General features: G+C 47.0%; 20 protein-coding genes. 18 read left to right on the top strand and 2 right to left on the bottom strand.

Features of this window, described 5'->3' with window-relative positions; genetic code table 11:
- The first annotated feature begins 16 nt into the window (after positions 1–16).
- From G6R27_RS00955 to G6R27_RS01015, 13 genes are all read left to right on the top strand, one after another.
- Positions 17–496 carry a ribosome maturation factor RimP gene (locus tag G6R27_RS00955; protein ID WP_213819219.1) on the top strand — a complete coding sequence of 160 codons (480 nt, stop codon included), beginning with the start codon at positions 17–19 and terminating at the stop codon, positions 494–496.
- Between the two features lie 19 nt (positions 497–515).
- Entirely contained in the window at positions 516–1,691 is a 1,176-nt protein-coding gene (nusA, locus tag G6R27_RS00960) for a transcription termination factor NusA (RefSeq protein WP_213819220.1), read from the top strand.
- 17 nt (positions 1,692–1,708) lie between these two features.
- Positions 1,709–2,011, top strand: coding sequence for an RNase P modulator RnpM (gene rnpM, locus G6R27_RS00965; protein ID WP_213819221.1), 303 nt, complete (start codon positions 1,709–1,711; stop codon positions 2,009–2,011).
- Positions 1,998–2,315 (top strand): L7Ae/L30e/S12e/Gadd45 family ribosomal protein, encoded by a 318-nt coding sequence (locus G6R27_RS00970; RefSeq protein ID WP_213819222.1) that lies wholly within the window; start codon positions 1,998–2,000, stop codon positions 2,313–2,315. Before rnpM ends, G6R27_RS00970 begins: the two co-directional genes overlap by 14 nt.
- Complete coding sequence (gene infB, locus G6R27_RS00975) at positions 2,316–4,757, top strand: translation initiation factor IF-2 (RefSeq protein WP_213819223.1); 2,442 nt, start codon at positions 2,316–2,318, stop codon at positions 4,755–4,757.
- A 23-nt stretch (positions 4,758–4,780) separates the two neighbouring features.
- Positions 4,781–5,140, top strand: a complete 360-nt coding sequence (rbfA, locus tag G6R27_RS00980; protein ID WP_213819224.1) for a 30S ribosome-binding factor RbfA — start codon at positions 4,781–4,783, stop codon at positions 5,138–5,140.
- Positions 5,141–5,264: 124 nt separating this feature from the next.
- Entirely contained in the window at positions 5,265–6,455 is a 1,191-nt protein-coding gene (locus G6R27_RS00985) for an aminotransferase class I/II-fold pyridoxal phosphate-dependent enzyme (RefSeq protein WP_213819225.1), read from the top strand.
- Positions 6,456–6,512: 57 nt separating this feature from the next.
- Positions 6,513–7,427, top strand: coding sequence for a tRNA pseudouridine(55) synthase TruB (truB, locus tag G6R27_RS00990; protein ID WP_213819226.1), 915 nt, complete (start codon positions 6,513–6,515; stop codon positions 7,425–7,427).
- A gap of 29 nt (positions 7,428–7,456) precedes the next feature.
- Entirely contained in the window at positions 7,457–8,407 is a 951-nt protein-coding gene (gene ribF / locus G6R27_RS00995; RefSeq protein ID WP_213819227.1) for a riboflavin biosynthesis protein RibF, read from the top strand.
- A 186-nt stretch (positions 8,408–8,593) separates the two neighbouring features.
- Positions 8,594–9,628, top strand: a complete 1,035-nt coding sequence (hrcA, locus tag G6R27_RS01000; protein WP_213819228.1) for a heat-inducible transcriptional repressor HrcA — start codon at positions 8,594–8,596, stop codon at positions 9,626–9,628.
- Between the two features lie 11 nt (positions 9,629–9,639).
- Positions 9,640–10,209: a nucleotide exchange factor GrpE gene (gene grpE, locus G6R27_RS01005; RefSeq protein ID WP_213819229.1), complete on the top strand. Its 570-nt coding sequence runs from the start codon at positions 9,640–9,642 to the stop codon at positions 10,207–10,209.
- Positions 10,210–10,304: 95 nt separating this feature from the next.
- Positions 10,305–12,158 (top strand): molecular chaperone DnaK, encoded by a 1,854-nt coding sequence (gene dnaK / locus G6R27_RS01010; RefSeq protein WP_213819230.1) that lies wholly within the window; start codon positions 10,305–10,307, stop codon positions 12,156–12,158.
- An 88-nt stretch (positions 12,159–12,246) separates the two neighbouring features.
- Positions 12,247–13,149 carry a DnaJ C-terminal domain-containing protein gene (locus tag G6R27_RS01015; RefSeq protein ID WP_213819231.1) on the top strand — a complete coding sequence of 301 codons (903 nt, stop codon included), beginning with the start codon at positions 12,247–12,249 and terminating at the stop codon, positions 13,147–13,149.
- A gap of 286 nt (positions 13,150–13,435) precedes the next feature.
- Here the strand turns inward: G6R27_RS01015 and G6R27_RS01020 are convergent, their stop codons facing one another.
- Positions 13,436–13,969, bottom strand: a complete 534-nt coding sequence (locus G6R27_RS01020; protein WP_213819232.1) for a TetR/AcrR family transcriptional regulator — start codon at positions 13,967–13,969, stop codon at positions 13,436–13,438.
- Positions 13,970–14,077: 108 nt separating this feature from the next.
- Here G6R27_RS01020 and G6R27_RS01025 point away from each other — a divergent pair, with 108 nt between their 5' ends.
- The gene (locus tag G6R27_RS01025; RefSeq protein WP_213819233.1) at positions 14,078–14,731 is read left to right on the top strand and encodes an HXXEE domain-containing protein; all 654 of its coding nucleotides are present in this window, start codon (positions 14,078–14,080) and stop codon (positions 14,729–14,731) included.
- A gap of 14 nt (positions 14,732–14,745) precedes the next feature.
- A complete protein-coding gene (locus G6R27_RS01030) occupies positions 14,746–15,408 on the top strand; it encodes an HXXEE domain-containing protein (protein WP_213819702.1) in 663 nt (220 codons plus the stop codon).
- Between the two features lie 43 nt (positions 15,409–15,451).
- On the opposite strand, the gene def is transcribed toward G6R27_RS01030, so the two are convergent.
- Positions 15,452–16,027 (bottom strand): peptide deformylase, encoded by a 576-nt coding sequence (def, locus tag G6R27_RS01035; RefSeq protein ID WP_213819234.1) that lies wholly within the window; start codon positions 16,025–16,027, stop codon positions 15,452–15,454.
- Between the two features lie 206 nt (positions 16,028–16,233).
- On the opposite strand from def, the gene G6R27_RS01040 reads away from it, so the two are divergent.
- From G6R27_RS01040 to typA, 3 genes are read left to right on the top strand one after another with little or no spacing between them, the layout of a single operon-like run.
- On the top strand, positions 16,234–16,509 hold the full coding sequence (locus G6R27_RS01040; protein WP_213819235.1) for a UPF0223 family protein: 276 nt from the start codon (positions 16,234–16,236) through the stop codon (positions 16,507–16,509).
- Entirely contained in the window at positions 16,502–17,299 is a 798-nt protein-coding gene (locus G6R27_RS01045; protein ID WP_213819236.1) for an inositol monophosphatase family protein, read from the top strand. Before G6R27_RS01040 ends, G6R27_RS01045 begins: the two co-directional genes overlap by 8 nt.
- A gap of 51 nt (positions 17,300–17,350) precedes the next feature.
- On the top strand, positions 17,351–19,192 hold the full coding sequence (gene typA, locus G6R27_RS01050; RefSeq protein WP_213819237.1) for a translational GTPase TypA: 1,842 nt from the start codon (positions 17,351–17,353) through the stop codon (positions 19,190–19,192).
- Positions 19,193–19,223: the final 31 nt, after the last annotated feature.

Here is a 19,223-nt window from a genome sequence, read left to right on the forward strand (position 1 = left end):
AGGAAAGGAATAGACAATGGCACAAGCTAAGAATCAAGCGTTGTTAGATCTTGTTCAACCCGTCATTGACGCACAGGGCCTCATGTTGTGGGACCTAAACGTTAAGAAGGTGGCTGGACAAAAGACAGTCGAACTGCTCGTTGATTTGCCAAAGCATGCTAAGATTTCGATGAATGAAATCACCGAATTCACACAGGCAATGAACGAAGCCTTGGACGAAGCCGAAGTTGACCCAGTTCCTGGTGAATACATGTTAGACATTGCTTCTCCAGGTTGGGACCGCGCCTTGACTGAGCGCTGGCACTACACCTGGGCAAAAGAGGAGGGGGACCCGATTACGGTTGCACTCTTTGCAGCAAAGGATGGTCAAAAGAAGTGGACTGGTCAGATCGATCAGCTCGATGATTCGAAAGTGACCTTGTTGATTGATGGTGAGAAAAAAGACTTTTCTTTCGATGAAATCGCCAAGGCCGTTGTCTCTGTCCAATTTGATTAGTTAACAGTGGAGTAAGTAGATGAGTAAAGAACTAGTACAGGCCTTAGATGCCTTGGAACAAGAACGTGGAATCGATCGGACGATTGTTGTTGAAGCCTTGGAAGATGCGCTAAAGGCCGCTTACAAAAAGCAGTACAACGCCAACCAAAACGTCGAAGCAACCTTTGATGACAAGAAGGGGAAGATGACGATCAAGCAGATCAAGACGGTTGTTTTGGATGACGATCTCTTGGATCCTGATACGGAAATCTCGTTGACAGACGCCACGGCCATTAATAAGGCTTATGAAGCGGGTGATGAAATTCGCTTTGATGTGACGCCAAAAGATTTCGGTCGTATGGCGGCTCAAACGGCAAAGCAAGTCATCGTTCAAAAGATGCGTGAAGCAACGCGTCAGGCGGTTTACGATCGCTACAAGGACTACGAAGGCGAAATTATCACCGGAGAAGTCGAGCGCCAAGACAACCGTTTCTTGTACGTGATGTTGCCAGGTAAGCAAGAAGCTGTCATGACAGCAGGCGACCAAATGCCAACGGAACACTACCGGATGCGTGACCGTATCAAGGTTTTGGTCTCAAAGGTGGACGACTCATTGAAGGGCCCTCAGATCTTTGTTTCTCGTACGGCTCCTGATTTGGTTAAGCGTTTGTTCGAGCAAGAAGTGCCTGAAGTTTATGACGGCACGGTCGAAATTGTTTCGGTTGCCCGCGAAGCCGGTGATCGGTCAAAGATTGCTGTTTACACACACGATGCCGACTTGGATCCCGTTGGGGCCTTGGTTGGTCAGCGTGGTGCCCGTGTTCAAGCCGTTGTGACGGAACTGGGTGGTGAACACATGGACATCGTGGAATGGGTGGAAGACGAAGCGCAATACATTGCAAACGCCTTGAACCCTGCCGAAGTCACGGATGTGATCTTCGATCCTGAAAACGATCAAGCCGTCACAGTGATCGTTCCTGATGATCAGCTGTCACTTGCCATCGGTAAGAAGGGACAGAACGCTCGTTTGGCCGCTCGCTTGACTGGTGTCAAAATTGACATCAAGCCAGAATCAGAAGCTGCTGATCTTGCTGTTTCAATGGATGAAGCAGCAGACGACGCCTTTGATGATGCAGCTGACGAAGCCGCTGATACGAACATCGATGACAGCGTTGACGCCATGGTTGATGACGATAGCGAAAACCCTGAAATTTAATTTCTTGGAGGTTCCTCATGAAGACACGCAAGATTCCGATGCGAAAAGACATCGTCTCCGGTGAGATGGTGCCCAAAAAAGAACTGGTACGGGTTGTCAGAAATAAAGAAGGCGACGTCTTCTTAGATCCAACCGGTAAGCAAAACGGACGTGGTGCCTACATTGCACTCGATCGTGAAACGGCCAAAAAGGCGCAAGAAAAACGCGTCTTTGAAAAGGCCTTTTCCCAGGCGATTGATCCGGCTTTCTATGAGGAACTTTACGCCTATGTCGACCATCAGCAAGCCCGAAAAGAGCTTTTCGAAAATGAACAAGACTAAAGAATTAATGCAGGTCTTGGGCCTAGCCCGCAGAGCTAATCAGCTGATTTTGGGTTCTGGGCCAACGTTGAAAGCGATTCAAGGCCAGACTGCCCGCCTTGTCTTTTTCCCAAAAGACGGTGGTGCTAGTCAGCACAAGAAGTTTTCGGACAAGAGTCAGTTTTATCAAATCCCCTTCGTGGATGATTTGACAAGAGACGAAATCAGCCAATCGATCGGTTTAAACCGGTCAATCGTCGCGATTTCGGATGCTGGCTTTGCTAAAAAAATCAAACAATTACTTGAAGAAAAGGAGCGGAATTAAATGGCAGAAGAAAAGAAATTCTCCGGCTCAAATCGAAAAACCCGCAAGATGGCTGTGCCAGAACGTAAGGAGCTTCCAGCATCCCAGCGTCGTCACGCCGCCAAGTTGTCGGATGGGGCAGCCAAGCCAGCTAGCCCAAGCCGTCCACGACCAAAGCAAAACGGTCCACGTAACGAACAAGGCGGTCAAAATCGTCACAATGCTCGTCCTGGCCAAGGAGGCTCACGTCGTCCAAATAACCGGACGAACAACCCATCCTCTGGACGTCCAATGATTCGCGAAAAGAAGTCCTGGTCAACAAAGCCTCGTGAAGGCCAAGTGAACTATTCGGCTCAAAAGGACGATTCCTTGAAGGAATACGTCGCGCAAAATAATAAAGCCAAGCAAGAAGCCAAGAAGGCGGCTGAAAAGAAGGCGCAAAAGGCTGCTAAGCCAGCCCAAAAGCCTGCTGCTAATGCTGCCAAGCCGGCAGCTGGCAATGGTAACGGCACTGGTCGTTTCGGTGGTTCTTTGTCATCTGGTAACAATTCCGCTCGTAACAACACGCGTAAGCGCAACACGAACGGGACGGGCCAACAGACACCACGCCGTAACGACAAGCCACATGGTTCGAAGAAGGCCCGTCGGATTGCGGCTAAGCAAGCACCTAAGAAGCAACCAACGGTCCGTAAGGAACAGCCATTGCCAGAAGTACTGGAATACAAGGTCGGCATGAACGTGCAGGACTTGTCAAAGCTCTTGCACCGCGATACGGCTGAAATCATCAAGAAGCTTTTCTTGCTTGGAATCGTAACGAACCAAAACCAGTCTTTGGATGAAGACACGATCGAAATCCTGGCGGCTGATTACGGGATCGATGCCAAGCAAAAAGAAGAAGAAGATTTGGCTGACATCGACCGTTTCTTCGACGAAGCACAAGTTAACGAAGAAAACTTGGCCCCTCGTGCTCCAGTGGTCACGATTATGGGACACGTTGACCACGGAAAGACGACGTTGCTTGATTACTTGCGCAAGACCAATGTCACCGAAGGCGAAGCTGGTGGAATCACGCAGCACATCGGTGCCTATCAAGCTCGTTTGGATGGTCGTTTGATCACCTTCTTGGATACGCCAGGTCACGCGGCCTTTACAGAAATGCGTGCTCGTGGTGCTAACGTGACCGATATCACGGTCTTGGTTGTTGCCGCCGATGATGGGGTCCAGCCTCAGACGATTGAAGCGATTAACCACGCCAAGTCTGCTGGTACGCCAGTGATTGTGGCCGTCAACAAGATCGATAAGGAAGGGGCCAACCCTGAACAAGTCATGAACCAATTGATGGCTTACGACCTCGTTCCTGAAGAATACGGTGGCTCAACGATCTTTGTTAAGATCTCAGCCAAGAAGGGTGAAAACATTGAGCAATTGCTCGAAATGATTTTGCTTGAAGCTGACGTTTTGGAATTGCAGGCGGACCCAACGGTTCCTGCCCGTGGTTCTGTTATCGAAGCCCGACTTGACAAGGGTCGCGGACCGGTTTCAACGGTGCTCGTTCAACAGGGAACGCTTCACGTCGGTGATCCTGTCGTTGTGGGTAATACCTACGGACGTATCCGGACGATGCAAAACGAAAAGGGTGTTGACCTAAAGGAAGCAAAGCCTGCAACGCCTGTTCAGATCACTGGTCTAAACGAAGTGCCATCAGCTGGTGATCGCTTCGTGGTCATGGCCGACGAAAAGTCTGCCCGTGCCGCTGGTGAAGAACGTGCTAAGCGTGCCCGCGAAGAAGTTCGCAACGCTGGTTCTGTTGTGACTTTGGATACGCTCTTTAACACGATGGCTGAAAAGGCCATGAAGACGGTTCCCGTTGTTGTTAAGGCCGATGTACAAGGTTCTGTTGAAGCCTTGGTTGGCTCATTGAAGAAGATCGAAGTCGACGGTGTGAAGGTGGATGTTGTCCACGCTGCCGTTGGTGCGATTAACGAATCCGATGTGTCCCTTGCTGAAGCTTCTGGTGCTTTGATCCTTGGCTTTAATGTGCGTCCTACGCCATTTGCCAAGAACCAAGCCCAAGCCGACAAGATCGACATGCGCTTCTACTCCGTCATCTATGACGCCATTGACGACGTGACGGCTGCGATGAAGGGACAACTCGAACCAGTATACGAAGAGCGTGTTATTGGACAAATCGTTGTTAAGGAACTGTTTAAGTTCTCCAAGGTTGGAACGATCGCCGGTGCCACCGTTGAAGAAGGTAAGATTAAAAAGGACGCCAAGGTCCGCATTGTCCGCAATGGTACGGTGATCTACGACGGTGCCTTGGCATCGCTTCAGCGTGGTAAGGATGCGGTGAACGAAGTGAAGTTCGGATACGACTTTGGATTCACGGTGAACAAGTTTAACGACATCCAACTGGGTGATGAAGTCGAAGCCTACATCATGGAAGAAGTAAAGCCTAAGTAAGCGTATCAGAATTGGAGGCGGACATGGCAAATGCACAACGTGCTGGGCGTCTGGCCCAGGAAATTCAAAAAGATGTGTCCGATTTGCTTTTAAAGCGGGTCAACGACCCACGGGTCCAGGACGTGACGGTCACTTCCGTTGACGTTTCCGGTGACCTGCAAATCGCCACCATTTATTATTCGATTCTGTCGGACTTTGCGTCTGATCGGAAGAAGGCCCAAGCTGGGCTTGAAGCCGCGTCTGGTCTGATCCGTCGCGAGCTCGGGTCACGCTTGACCGTTTATAAGATTCCTGAAATCCACTTTGTCTTGGATAATTCCATCCAATACGGTGACCACATCGAATCCTTGATTCGTGAGTTGCACCAAAAAGAAGGAAAGTAAGAAAAAACAGCCTGCGGGCTGTTTTTTTGACTTAAATTCTCATTTATTTTTCATAAAAGTCTTTTCAATTCTTTTTAAATCGGTTAGAATATCCCTATCAAGGAAAAGGAAAGCAGGTCGAATCATGGTCCAACACAGTCGTTCATTAAATCCTTCGGTTACAGAAATCCCAGCAGATAAGATTTTGGGTTTTCAGGCAAGCATCCAGTCCGTGCCGGATATGGTTTATTTGACCTTGGGTGAACCGGGCTTTGATGCGCCAAACGTTGTTAAAGAAGCAACGGTTCAGGGGATTCGGGCGAATCATTCACATTATGGAAATAGTCAGGGAAATCCAGAATTAAGGCAAGCGGTTATTGACTACTTAGCCGATCGATATCGGTTGACGACCTACAAAGATCCCAATCAAGTTGTGATTACAGCGGGTGTTTCTGAAGCGATGTATGCCATTTTTAAAACCGTGCTTTCATCAGGCGATGGCATTTTGGTTCCAGATCCAGCCTATGGTTCCTATTTTTCTTCCATTGCCTTAGCCGATGGGAAAGCGTTACCGATCGATACGTCTCTTTCCGGCTTCAAATTGACACCTGAGGCTATCCACAAAGCGGTGAAGGCAGCGAGTGTGCCGGTTAAAGCCGTTCTCTTTAATTATCCCAATAATCCCACTGGCGTTACTTATAGTTATGAAGAGCTTTCGGCACTCGCTCAGGCATTTGAAGAGGAACAGCTCTGGGTCATTTCTGATGAAATCTATTCGGAACTGACTTATGGCAAGGCGCATTTTTCAATTGGACAGCTGATTCCGGACCAAACACTTGTGGTCAATGGCCTTTCCAAGTCTCATGCTATGACGGGTTACCGAGTCGGATTCATCTTGGCACCACAGGTGGTGGCCGATCAATTAAAGAAAGTTCATGCTTCGTTGATCTATTCCATTCCGACCTTTGTTTATGATGGGGCCTTGGCCGCATTGAAGATGCAAAAAGAAGAATTAAACGACATGATTAAAAGTTATGAAGCACGTCGCAACATGGCGGTTGATGCACTGAAAGAGGCGGGCTTTCATGTTTTGTCACCAGATGGGGCCTTCTATTTGTTTGCTAAATTACCTGTTGATATAAAAGAAGATGGCTGGACTTTTGCCGAAAAATTGGCTAAAGAAGGTCATGTTGGTGTGATTCCAGGCGAAGCCTTTTCTCAATTTGAAGGGGCAAAAGACTATATCCGGATCTCCTATGCAGGTGATCAAGAGCAGCTTAAAGAAGGCCTCGAGAGAATTTCAGATTACATTGAAAAGCGACGGGCAAACCGGTAGAATATAGACCGATGATTTCGATGAAATCACGGTTTTTTCTTTGAAAGTGAGAATGGAATGGAAAAGAATGGCAGTAATCTAACGGGCTTACTGGTCGTCAATAAGCCGAAAGGAATGACTTCTTTTGGGGTCGTTTCACGTCTGCGCCGAATTACTGGACAAAAGAAGATCGGCCATGCAGGGACCCTTGATCCAAACGTTGACGGTGTCTTAGTGGTGGCCTTAGGCAGGGCAACCAAGCTCATTGATTTGCTACAGAGAAGGCCAAAGACATACGTCGGTACGGTAACCTTTGGCTTTGCTACGGAGACACAAGACGCAGATGGAGCAGTCATTGAAAAACAGCCGCTTGAAAAACCGCTGGAGGATTCGGTTGTCCAAGCTGCTTGTCGACAATTGGAGGGGGACATTATCCAAGTTCCACCACTTTATTCTGCTGTTAAAGTGAAGGGAAAAAGACTCTACGAGTACGCCCGTGCAGGAGAAGAAGTATCGTTACCGAAACGTGCGGCAACAATTTATTATTTCCACCTAACGGCAGAAACCGCCTTTGATGCCAATAAAGGCTACCAGACCGCTTTCTTCGAAGCTCAAGTATCCAAAGGAACATACATTCGCACGTTGGCCTATGACTTAGGGCGGTCACTTGGTTTACCAGCTACCATGACGGCCTTGCGAAGAACGTCTGGATCAGGTTTTGATTTGGCACAAGCAACAGACTTAGATGAATTGATGGCGATGTCTAGAGAAGAGCTAGCCGCTGTGTTGAAGCCAATTGCTGCTGTTTTGCCTTTTGAGCGAAAAGATATGAATGAGGAAGAAAATTTTGCGGTTCGAAACGGACAAAAGGTGGATACCTGGCCAAAGAATAGGGATGGGTACTACCAATTGTACGATAAGGACCAGCTCGTTGCGGTGTACCAGTACTCGGACGAAGAGGGGCTTTGGCGGTCGCGCTATTATTTTGCCTAAAACGTTGATGAAAACGGTATAATAAAAACATGACGACTTTGTATAAAATTCACTATCCATTGGACAATCATTTCGAGCAAGCCAGTCCACAAGTGCTGGCCATGGGCTACTTCGACGGTGTTCATCTGGGACACCAGGCCGTCATCAAAGAAGCTAAGAAGCAAGCGGATGCGCTCGGACTACCTTTGGCGGTCTTAACTTATGCCCCTTATCCCGGTTTGGTTTTCGACAAGCAACCACTACCTTGGCATGATTTGACGCCCATTGACCAAAAAGTGGCCTTGCTTGGCGAACTTGGGGTCGACCGTGTCTACTGTCTGAATTTGACCTCGACTTTGGCCAGCTTATCACCAGTTGATTTTGTTGAAAAAGTATTGCTGGTTTTACAGGCAAAGGTTGTGGTTGCCGGTTTTGATCACTTGTATGGTCCAAAAGAACGGCAGGCCGATATGGCCCATTTACCGGAGTATGCGAATGGTCGTTTTGACGTAACAGTTGTCGAAAAACAGAAAATAGCAGGTGGAAGTGATAAAATAGCCTCCCGAGCCATCCGTATTGATTTAGCCAATGGTCATTTAGAAGCTGTAACGAACAGTCTCGGTCGACCGCATCGAACAAGCGGTGTTGTTGTTCATGGCGATGCTCGGGGGCGGACACTTGGGTATCCCACGATTAACATCTGGACACCAGAAAATGAGAGCCTACCGGGGATTGGTGTTTACGTGGTAAGGGTTCAAATTGCTGGGCGACAAGTAAGGGGGATGGCGTCGATTGGACGAAATGTGACCTTTGAAAAGAATCGTCCGGTGACTGTTGAAATTAATCTTTTTGATTTTGATCAGCAGGTTTATGGTGAAGAAGTGACGGTCGATTGGCTGCATTACCTACGTGGTGAAGTCGCTTTTGAATCGGTTGAGGACTTAATTCAGCAATTAGAATGCGATCGAGCAGATAGCCAACAATATTTTTTGGAAAACTAGGAGAAATCCTAGTTTTTTTTATGGGTTAATACCCGTAAAAAACCTCTTGCAAGCGCTCTTTTACCTTAAATTAGCACTCTTACAAAAAGAGTGCCAAAAAGGGTTGCATTCTATTAAAACTTCCGTATAATAAGAATTAGCAGTTGAGTTAATCGAGTGCTAATCAGAGGAAGGTGGTGTGCTGAAGTGCTAACGGAACGACAAAAGCAAATTTTGGCGGCCATCATTTATCAGTACACGCAGACAGCTCACGCTGTGGGCTCCAAAGCCTTGCATGACGAACTGGATTTGGATGTGTCACCCGCGACGATTCGTAATGAGATGTCGAGCTTGGAGTCAGCGGACTTGATAAAAAAGTTGCACACTTCGGCTGGACGCGTACCGTCGCTTGAAGGTTATCGCTATTACTTGGACCATTTGATGGGCCCGGCGGGCGTTTCAGATAAGGAAATTGCGCTGGTTGCCAAGCAAATTCGGGGTAACTTTCATGAGTTAGACGAGCTGCTTGACCAGACGGCCAAACTTTTAGCGAAAGAAACGGGACTGACGGCCCTGGTATTGAAACCAAAGCCCATCAATTTAAAGATTTCTTCCTTTCAATTGATTCCGATGGAGAATCGGCAGGTGATTGCTGTCTTGGCCACATCCGATGGTAAAGTCACTTCGCAGACCTTCCGATTACCAAAAGAATTACCGTTGGCGTCGCTTTCGGGTATGGTGGCTTACATCAATGCACAGATGGTCGGGCGTCCGGTCCATGAAGTTCTCTCGTTGATGACATCAGAACAGTTGCCGGTCTTGCTTTCGCGAAATATCGAGAGTCCGGCTGCTTTCTTGCAACTATTCGGCGACGTGCTTGCTCGTTCGGTTGCTGAAACGGTTCATCTGGGTGGCCGTTTAAACCTCTTGGAGATTGCCGATGATGCTTATCTGGACGTTAAGTCCGCTCGTAAGATATTGGAGCTGTTTGACTCACCAGATGCAGTCAGACATTTAGCAAAAGCCGAGAGGGGAACGGTTAACATTCGTCTAGGGGACGAGTTAAATACGCCTGTCCTTGAGGATTTTGCAATGTTGTCTGCGGCTTTTACAGTCGGACAAGATGACAGTGGGGTGATTGCCTTGGTCGGACCCATGCGTCTGCCATATGCTCAGCTGTCTCGTCTGTTGTCAGCCTTTGCTTCGGCATTGGATTCCAAACTCATCGAATACGTACGATAAAGGAGGCTCTTGTGGCCAAGAAGAATCAAGAAGAACAAGTTCAAGAAGAAATTCAAGCGGAAGAAGAAGCACAAGACTTTGCGGGTGAAAACCCCGATGAAAAGCCAGCAGCAGAAACTGAAGAAGTCGATCCAATGGCTGATTTGAAGCAGCAATTGGCAGATAAAGAAGATGCTGTTCTCCGTGCGCAGGCTGAAATTCAAAATATTCAGACTAGAAACGCTCGTGAGCTGGCTAACATCCGCAAGTACGACGGTCAGAAGCTGGCCGAAGCGATTTTACCAGTCGTTGATAACTTGGAACGTGCTTTGGCGGTTGAAACCGACGGCAACGAGCAAGTTGCTCAGATTCACAAGGGTGTTGAAATTACCTTGAAGACCCTGAAGTCGGCACTGGATGCCAATGGCATAAAAGAAGTCGGCCAGGTTGGGGACGAATTTGATCCCAACACCATGCAAGGGGTGCAGACCGTTCCGGTCGAAGGTGAGCTCAAGGCTGACCAAGTCGCCAACGTCTTGCAAAAGGGCTACATGCTACAAGATCGCGTTATTCGGCCTGCAATGGTTGCGGTTGCACAATAAGCGCACTTATTTAAGTCGAACATGGTGATTCAGCGCGGGGCGCACCACACCGAAAAAAGATAAATATTGTTAATCAAATTGGAAAGGGTATCGATATGTCAAAGATTATTGGAATTGATTTAGGAACGACGAACTCTGCAGTTGCTGTTTTGGAAGGTGGTAAGCCAAAAATTATCACCAACCCTGACGGTGGCCGGACGACGCCATCTGTTGTCTCATTTAAGAATGGGGACACGCAAGTTGGTGACGTGGCTAAGCGCCAAGCCATCACGAACCCTGACACGATCTCATCGATCAAGTCACACATGGGTGAAGCCAACTACAAGGTAACGGTTGACGGTAAGGACTACACGCCACAAGAAATCTCAGCCATGATCTTGCAGTACATCAAGGGTTATGCCGAAGATTACTTGGGTGAAAAGGTTGACCAGGCCGTGATCACGGTTCCTGCCTACTTCAACGATGCCCAACGTCAAGCAACCAAGGATGCTGGTAAGATTGCCGGTTTGAAGGTTGAACGAATCATCAACGAGCCTACTGCCGCTGCTTTGGCATACGGTATGGACAAGTTGGACAAGGACGAAAAGGTCCTCGTTTACGATTTGGGTGGTGGAACTTTTGATGTTTCCATCCTTGAATTGGGTGACGGTGTCTTCGAAGTTTTGTCAACCAACGGTGACACGCACCTCGGTGGTGACAACTTTGACCAAAAGATCATCGACTACTTGGCGGATGAATTCAAGTCAGAAAACGGGATCGATTTGAAGCAAGACAAGTTGGCCTTGCAACGTTTGAAGGATGCTGCTGAACAAGCAAAGAAGACCTTGTCTTCTGCATCTGAAGCACAAATCGACTTGCCATTTATCGCTTCTGGTGACCAAGGCCCATTGCACTTGCAAACGTCACTGACGCGCGCTAAGTTCAACGAATTGACGGCTGATTTGGTCAAGAAGGCCGAAGAACCTGTTATGAACGCGTTGAAGGATGCTGGCTTGTCATTCTCTGACATCGACGAAGTCATCTTGAACGGTGGATCAACTCGTATCCCAGCCGTCCAAGAATCAGTTAAGAAGATGACGGGCAAGGAACCTAACCACTCCATCAACCCTGATGAAGCCGTTGCCCTTGGTGCCGCTGTTCAAGGTGGTGTGATTACGGGTGATGTCAAGGACGTCGTCCTCTTGGACGTAACGCCTTTGTCACTTGGTATCGAAACGATGGGGGGTGTCTTCACGAAGTTGATCGAACGTAACACGACGATCCCAACTTCTAAGTCACAGGTCTTCTCAACGGCCGCTGATAACCAACCAGCCGTTGATATCCACGTTTTGCAAGGTGAACGCTCAATGGCGGCCGACAACAAGACGCTTGGACGTTTCCAATTGGCTGACATTCCGGCAGCCCCACGTGGTGTCCCACAAATCGAAGTTACTTTCGATATCGACCGTAACGGTATCGTGAACGTTTCTGCTAAGGACCTCGGAACTCAGAAGGAACAAAAGATCACGATCCAAGCCGCTGGTGGTTTGTCAGACGATGAAATCGAAAAGATGATGAACGACGCCAAGGCCAACGAAGAAGCTGACAACAAGAAGAAGGAAGCCGTTGAAACGCGCAACAACGCGGACCAATTGATCTTCCAGACTGAAAAGACTTTGGAAGAAGTTGACGGCAAGTTGTCTGAAGACGAAGTCAAGCCAACCAAGGACGCTTTGGAAGACTTGAAGAAGGCCAAGGAAGACGCAGCCGCTGAAGATGCTGACTTGACTGACTTGAAGGAAAAGTCTGATGCCTTGTCAAAGGTTGCTTCAGAATTGGCACAAAAGTTGTACCAACAAGCCCAACAAGCACAACAAGCTCAGGGCGGTCAAGAAGCCGGACAAGAAAAGCAAGATGACAACACCGTAGACGGTGACTTTGAAGAAGTAAAGGACGACGATAAGAAGTAATTCTTTTCATCAAACCCAGCTTTTCAATACAAAAACAGGCTAGGGCGACCTAGCCTGTTGTACATACTAAGAATTAAAGGAGTTGCTTGTGAATAATACGGAATTTTATGATCGACTTGGTGTCTCAAAGGATGCCAGCCAGGACGAAATTAAAAAGGCTTACCGAAAGTTATCCAAGAAGTATCACCCCGATTTGAACCACGAACCAGGTGCTGAGGACAAGTATAAGGAAGTTCAAGAAGCTTGGGAAACGCTTGGTGATCCACAAAAACGTCAGCAATATGATCAGTTCGGTTCTGCTGGTGCTAACGGCCAAGGTGGCTTTGGCGGCTTTGGTGGCGGCGGAGCGCAAGGCTTTGGTGACTTCTCTGATTTGGGCGACATCTTTTCGCAAATGTTTGGTGGCGGTTTCCAACAAGACCCGAATGCGCCACGTAAGGGTCGTGACTTGCAGTACCGCATGCAATTGACCTTCGAAGAAGCCATTTTTGGAACAGAGAAGAATGTCAAATACCGGCAATCCCAGGGTGATACCAAGGAACACGAAGTCAAAGTCAAGGTGCCAGCCGGTGTTGAAACCGGCCAGCAAATGCGCTTGGCTGGACAAGGTGAGGCCGGCTTTAACGGTGGTCCTCACGGAGACCTCTTTGTGGTCTTCACGGTCGGTGCTTCAAAGGAAGGCTTCGAACGTGATGGCGCCGATATCTACGTCCAACAAGATATCGACTTTATCACGGCTGCGATGGGTGCTGAAATTCCGGTTAAGACGGTGCACGGTGACGTGAAGTTGAGGATTCCGGCTGGAACGCAAAATGGTCGTCGCTTCCGCTTGGCTGGTAAGGGCGCACCGCGTTTGCGTGGTTCTGGTTATGGTTCAGAGTTTGTTGTCATCAACGTGACGGTGCCAACCAAGCTGAACAAGGACCAAAAAGCAGCCTTGCAAGCCTTTGCTGAAGCCTCTGGTAAAGCAAAGAAGAGCATGTTTAAGTAAACTGTTTAAAAAAGCGTTCGAGTTATAAAACTCGGACGCTTTTGTTATCTAATTACATGTTGAGGTAGGAGACGGGCTTGTCGACTTCGACTTTTTCATGTAGGATGGAAACCTTCAAGACGTTCTGGTTACTTTTTTTCGCAATGGTGTTTCTAGTGAGGCCGCTTCAATACTTTTATCATTAGTCAGTTTAGGACCAGTCGTGTCATCGGATTCCTTGAGTTGGAAGTTATAGTGAAAAAATTGGGTAAAGTTTTTTCAAGTTGTCTTCGTGCATTCAGTCAATTTATCTCACTTCTTGCAAATGGGCTGCAATTTGATCAGCGACTTCTGCCATCTCTTTTGAACTTTTATTAAAGTCTAATTCAATCCATTGGTGTAAAAGTTTAGTAATGCCCCCTAATGCAAATGCAGATACATAAATGTCAGAATGAAATTGCGTTACTAAAAGGCTTTTTGAAATATTGATTTCTAATTGATTTTCCAACATAAAAAATCGATTATTTTTAACTAAGATAGCTAAAAATGACTTGTCTTTCGAAAAAAAATCAAAGAGAAAGGTAATTAATTCAGAGAAGTGACTGATTTTCAATGACTTAACTTCGTCATAGAGAACAAGAACTTTTTGATTGACGATTGCTTTGAAGACATCTTCAATTGACGCAAAATGTCGAGGAAAAGTTCGCCTAGATAGTCCGGCTTCATCGCATAGAAGAGTTACTGATATCTGATTAAGTGGCTGTTTTTCCAAGAGCTGGAGAAGACTTTCTTGAATCAGTTTGCGACTTTCTTCAATTTGCTTGTTTCGTTTAACTGTCATTTTTCTTCCTCTTTGAGCCACTTAATGGTAAGGCATTGTAAAAGCATCTTCTGTCATTATAATAGGATTTAGTAAAAGTCTCAAAGGGGACACATAAGGAGAGGTCAGATGTTCTTTATTAAAAATTGGTATCGCTTCGGTGCGGCTTTGTTTATTGCTTTGGCTATTTTTCTTTTGGCGAATAGTGGTTCAATGACAAACGTTCAAGTGATTGCTGTACTAAATCTTTTAGCTTTGTTTGCCCATCAATTTGAGGAATACCAATTGCCGGGTGGGGCGCCAATGATCATTAATCGTGTGGTTTATGATGAAACAAAGTTGGCGGATCGCTATCCTGGAAATAGTTTGTCAATTATGGTAGTGAATGTATCAGCTTGGATTATCTATCTTTTTGCTATCCTTTTTTCAAATTTACATTGGTTGGTTTTAGGTGTAACACTCTTCAGCCTTTTTCAAATTTTGGGTCATGTCTTGCAAATGAATATTAAGTTGAAAGTCTGGTATAATCCTGGATTGGCGACGACAGTGTTTTTGTTCTTCCCACTAGGAACTTACAGTATTGTTAAGATGAGTTCCCTTGGATTTTTGAATGGGACGACGTGGTTCTTTGCTGTTCTTATCTTGGTTGCTTGCATTGGAATTACAATTGTTGCTCCTGTTCAATTGCTAAAGGACAAAGGAACAAAGTATGTCATCTCTTCTTGGCAACAGAAGCGTTTTCACCAAATTCTCTCAAAGTGCTCAGTTAGGATGGGAAAGTAAATGAAAAAATAGTGATGCGTTGGTATGACTATATGCCATACGTTGCTGGCCTATATGCCCTGTTACTAGGATGTTTTGACTGGACTTTCCAAGAGCGCATTTTGTTAATGAGCTTGATTGTCATTCATCTCCATTTCTTTGAAGAATTTGGTTTGCCAGGTGGTTTTGCCTGGGGTGGTATAAAAGTTGAAATGGGGAAGCCGGACCTTGATGTCACCAAATGGCCGCTCAATCAATTATCTTCCGTCTTTGGTAATCTGTGGTTTGCCCTATCGGTGTACTTATTACCATTGTTTACTCAAAATTGGCATTGGACAGTTTTGGCTGCCGTTATTTTCGCCTTTGCTGAATTAATCATTCATCTTTTTGCTTTCAATATTGGACTGAAGTCATGGTATAATGCTGGATTGTTTACAGCTGTTTTTGGCTTAGCCCCAATTTCCCTTACTTATCTTCTGTATGCTCTACCAAAAGGGCTTTATAGTTGGATCGACTTAATTTTAGCAGTTCTTTGGATTGCGTTTAACTACTGGATTGCCTTCCGTTCACCAATTTGGAGAGCTTTGAATCAACACTCAAAATATCGTTTTACAAAAAACGATATTCAAAAGTCGGAAAATTACATGAAAAAATTTGGGGATAGTCCTGAGAACTATATCAATATGCAGGAGGATTGAATTTAAAAAAGCGCTCGAAACTGAGTTTCGGCGCTTTTTACTTTTAAAGATATTTCGTGTTGTCGTCCACGTGCCAAGGTTCGGCCTTGTCGATGTGGTCGTAATAGAGTTTTCCATGTAAGTGATCAATTTCGTGCTGGAAAACGATGGCAGGGTAGTTGCGCAAGGTCTTTTCGTAGGTGTCGCCCTTTTCGTCTTGGTAACGAACCTTAATCTTTTTGGAGCGGGGCACAAAGCCAGGCACGTCGTTATCGACAGAAAGGCAACCTTCGCCTGTTTCCAAAGCCGCACGGCCAACCGTTTCTGAAACGATGATCGGATTGAAGATGACGCCCTTGAAGTAGGGCACGTCATCCTCTTCGGCAGGATCTTCTGACGGAATCAGGATAGCCGACATTTGCAAGGATTCACCCACTTGGTTGGCAGCTAAGCCAACACCAGGGCGCAGCCCGTATTGTTCATTTTGCTCGGGGTCTTGTGACACGACCAAGTAGGTCATCATGTCTTCGGCCAATTGACGGTGTTCGTCAGAGAGCGGGAATGGCACCTTTTCTGCTGTCTTTCGCAAGACGGGATCGCCGTCCTTGGTAATCTTATCCATGGTAAAACGAATGCTCATGTTTTACGCCACCTTTCTTTTCGTACTTACTAGTATAGCAAAAAGAAGGGGGCTTTTGGGCAGGACATGTTGGCAAATGAAAAAGAAAGAAGATGTTCATGATTTAGGCGGTATCGTTATAAGTGCACTTATAAAACAGAATTAGTAGAATTCGCCCTAAATTCTTGTTAAACTAGAGATAACAATAACTTTAGAAGGAGCGCGCAATGGCTGACAACTACCAACTACCAATCGATGGCAACTGGAACACTGAGGATATGATCGCGGTTTCTAAGCTGATCGACGCCATTTTGCAGGTCTATGAAAATGGTTGTCCAAAAGAGGTCTTGTTAGCCAACTACCAAGACTTCTTGGACGTCATGCCAGCCAAGGCCGAGCAGAAGCGCTTCGACCGTGATTTCGAAGCACAGACCGGCCGTTCCATCTACCAAACAATGAAGCTGGCCAGGGAATCAGAGAAGAAGGTGATTCGACTTGCTTGATCTTTCAACCAAGAAACAAATAAAAGCCGTTGACGACCGGATTTCTTCGTGGATCCGTGATTTGGCCAAAGAAACCAAGCAAAAGCGGGCCGAAGAAAGCGTCAAGGTTTCTTATAAAGAGGGTGACCATCGAAACCTCGTCACCGACCTGGACCGCTCCAACCAGCGGGCTTTGATTGCGCGCATTCAGGAGTTGGACGCTGATGCCCGCTTTGTCTGTGAGGAGGCCGGGGAAGCCCGGGCTGAATCAATGGACGGGCAGGTTTGGTTCGTCGACCCAATCGACGGGACGCTGAACTTTGTCCTTGAAGACCGGGATTATGCCATCATGGTGGCACTCTATGAAGACGGAAAGCCTGTTTTGGGTTGGATCTGTGATGTGCCGGACGGCCGTCTCTTCCACGGAGGCCCAAAAACCGGCGTTTATGAAAACGACCAGCCACTGCCTTCAGTCGATGACAAGACCTTAGAGGATGCGGTTGTCATCGTTTCGGGACGGCGTTTGGTAGCTGGAAAAAAGCCTTATGGCCAGCTAGCGAAAGGGGCTAGAGCATTTCGTGTGCTCGGCTCGGCTGGCATTTCCTTCACCCGGCTTTTAGTCGGTTCGGCTCAAGCCTATTTGTCCAAGTTATCCCCATGGGATTTGGCGGCCGGAAGAGCGCTTGCAGAAGGGCTTGGCTACGAAGTGAAAAACCTTGACGGAACCTCTATTGATATGCTATTATCAAACTCAGTATTAATCGCTACAACCAAGATTCATCGCGAATTGGTCAAGATGTTGAAAGACTAGGGGATTCCCTAGTCTTTCTTGTGAGTAGCAAAGATAAAGGAGCACAAGAAATTGGCAAATCTTCGCGAAGATATTCGTAATATCGCAATCATCGCCCACGTCGATCACGGAAAGACGACGTTGGTGAACGAAATGTTGAAGCAGTCCGACACGATGGACGCCCGTAAGGAAGCAGCTTTGGGTGACCGTGCCATGGACACGAACGACATCGAAAAGGAACGTGGTATCACGATCTTGTCTAAGAACACGGCTGTCCGTGTTGGCGACAAGCAGATTAACATTTTGGATACCCCAGGCCACGCCGACTTCGGTGGAGAAGTTGAACGTATCATGGGAATGGTTGACGGTGTTCTCTTGGTCGTCGATGCCTTTGAAGGTACGATGCCACAGACGCGTTTTGTTTTGAAGAAGGCCTTCGAACAACACTTGACGCCAATCGTTATCGTCAACAAGGTGGACCGTCCAGGTGCCCGTCCGGCAGAAGTTGTCGACGAAGTGCTTGACTTGTTCATCGAATTGGGTGCAGACGAAGAAGACTTGGACTTCCCAGTGATCTTTGCCTCAGCCATGAACGGAACGACGTCAATGGACCCTGAAATTGACACGCAAGAACACACGATGGACCCAATCTTCAAGACGGTCTTCGAAACGATTCCTGCACCGGTTGACAACTCAGACGAACCATTGCAGTTCCAAGTTGCCATGCTTGACTATAACGACTTCGTTGGTCGTATCGGTATTGGTCGTGTCCAACGTGGAACGATCAAGGTCGGTGACAACGTGACCGTTATGAAGAAGGACGGCACAAAGCAAAACTTCCGTGTGACGAAGTTGGCCGGCTTTATCGGTTTGGACCAAGTTGAAATCAACGAAGCCAAGGCCGGTGATTTGATCGCCGTTTCTGGTATGGAAGACATCAACGTTGGTGAAACAGTTGTTGATCCAGAACACCCAGAAGCATTGCCATTGCTTCGTATCGATGAACCTACTTTGCAGATGACTTTCCGTCAAAACGACAGCCCCTTTGCTGGTCGTGAAGGTAAGTACGTGACGGCTCGTCAAATCGAAGACCGTTTGCAACGTGAATTGCACACCGATGTTTCATTGCGTGTTGCTGACACGGATGCTGCAGGTGTTTGGTCAGTTTCTGGACGTGGTGAATTGCACTTGTCCATCTTGATCGAAAACATGCGTCGTGAAGGCTTCGAATTGCAAGCTTCACGTCCACAGGTTATTTACCGTGACATCGATGGTGTGACGTCAGAACCATATGAATCCGTACAAATCGATACGCCTGATGAATACTCATCAGCCGTTATCGACTCATTGAACCAACGTAAGGGTGAAATGCAAAACATGGAGTCTGTTGGAAACGGCCAGACTCGTTTGACTTACATGGCCCCATCACGTGGTTTGATCGGTTACTCAACGGAATTCATGACGGCTACGCACGGTTACGGTATCTACAACCACACTTATGCTGAATACCGTCCAATGGTTAAGAACTGGGCCCCAGGTCGTCGTAACGGTGCCTTGGTTTCAATCAACCAAGGACAAACGACAAACTACGCCATCATGGGTGTTGAAGACCGTGGTCAAATGTTCGTTGGTGCCGGTATCGACGTCTACGAAGGTATGGTTGTTGGTATGAACGCTCGTGACAACGACATCTCGGTTAACGTCACGAAGGCCAAGCCACAGTCTAACGTTCGTTCTTCTAACAAGGACCAAACGGCTTCGATCAAGACGCCACGCGACATGTCTTTGGAAGCATCGCTTGAATTCTTGAACGATGACGAATACGTCGAAGTAACGCCAGAAAACGTTCGAATCCGTAAGGAAATCTTGAACACTTCTGAACGTGAAAAGGCTGCTAAGCGTAAGAATAAGTAATTTAACTATTGCCCGCTCGATTTTATCTATG

Source organism: Fructobacillus papyriferae, from assembly GCF_018437225.1.
GTDB classification, from domain to species: Bacteria; Bacillota; Bacilli; order Lactobacillales; family Lactobacillaceae; genus Fructobacillus; species Fructobacillus papyriferae.